Here is an 831-nt window from a genome sequence, read left to right as displayed (position 1 = left end):
GGGCTTGTCGCAAACTTTCGGGCTTAACCGTATGTTGACCATAGGCATGGAATTTGCCGCTCCGAAAGTTGCGGAGCGAGCCCATGATTCTGAATGCTATTGCCGAGAAGCTGAAGCGCCAATCAAAGGATGACTTCAAAGGCAGGCATTTCGAGGCCTGGTTGATTGTACAGGCGGTTGCCTGGTACTTGCGCTACCCGCTCAGCTATCGTGACTTGGAAGAGATGTTTCGCGAGCGGGGCTTTGAGGTCGATCATAGCACGGTCAACCGCTGGGTATTGGCCTATGCGCCGATGATCGAAAAACGGCTTCGGCAGTTTAGGCGCCCCCATTGCGGCTCGGTCAGAATCGATGAGACGTACGTCAAGATCCGCGGCAAATGGCGCTATCTGTACCGAGCCATCGACAAGCATGGCAATCCGGTAGATTTCCTGTTGACCGCTAAGCGCGATCTCGCCGCCGCCAAGCGGTTTTTCCGCAAGATGCTCAAAGACGAACCCTTGTTGTCGCCGACCAGGATCGGGACCGACGGGGCCAACACCTTCCCGTCAACGATCAAAATGTCGGTTGATGATGGGCTCCTCCATCCCGATCCCGTCCACTATGTCACCAAGCACCTCCAGCAAGGCATCGAAAGTGACCATTTCCGGGTAAAGAAGAACATGCCAAAGATCGGTGGCTTCCAATCCTTCAACACGGCGCGGCGAACCATCGCGGGTTTCGAGGCAATGCTGTGGTTGAGGAAAGGCTTCAGCTTTTCCGGCGGTTGGACTGTCAACGATCAGAACGATTTTCTTGCGCGCCTCTTCGGACTGCAAAAGATTAACAAAG

At 54.6% G+C, this 831-nt stretch carries 1 protein-coding gene; it reads left to right on the top strand.

The genetic code is table 11. The features are described from left to right. Nucleotides 1–83: 83 nt before the first annotated feature. A partial coding sequence (locus AC0CMF_RS25240; RefSeq protein ID WP_472482579.1) for an IS6 family transposase occupies nt 84–831 on the top strand: 748 nt, incomplete at its 3' end.

Source organism: Pannonibacter sp. CBAS1226, from assembly GCF_055685825.1.
Note: the sequence above shows the minus strand (reverse complement) of the source record. Positions and strands in the feature narration are given on the sequence as shown.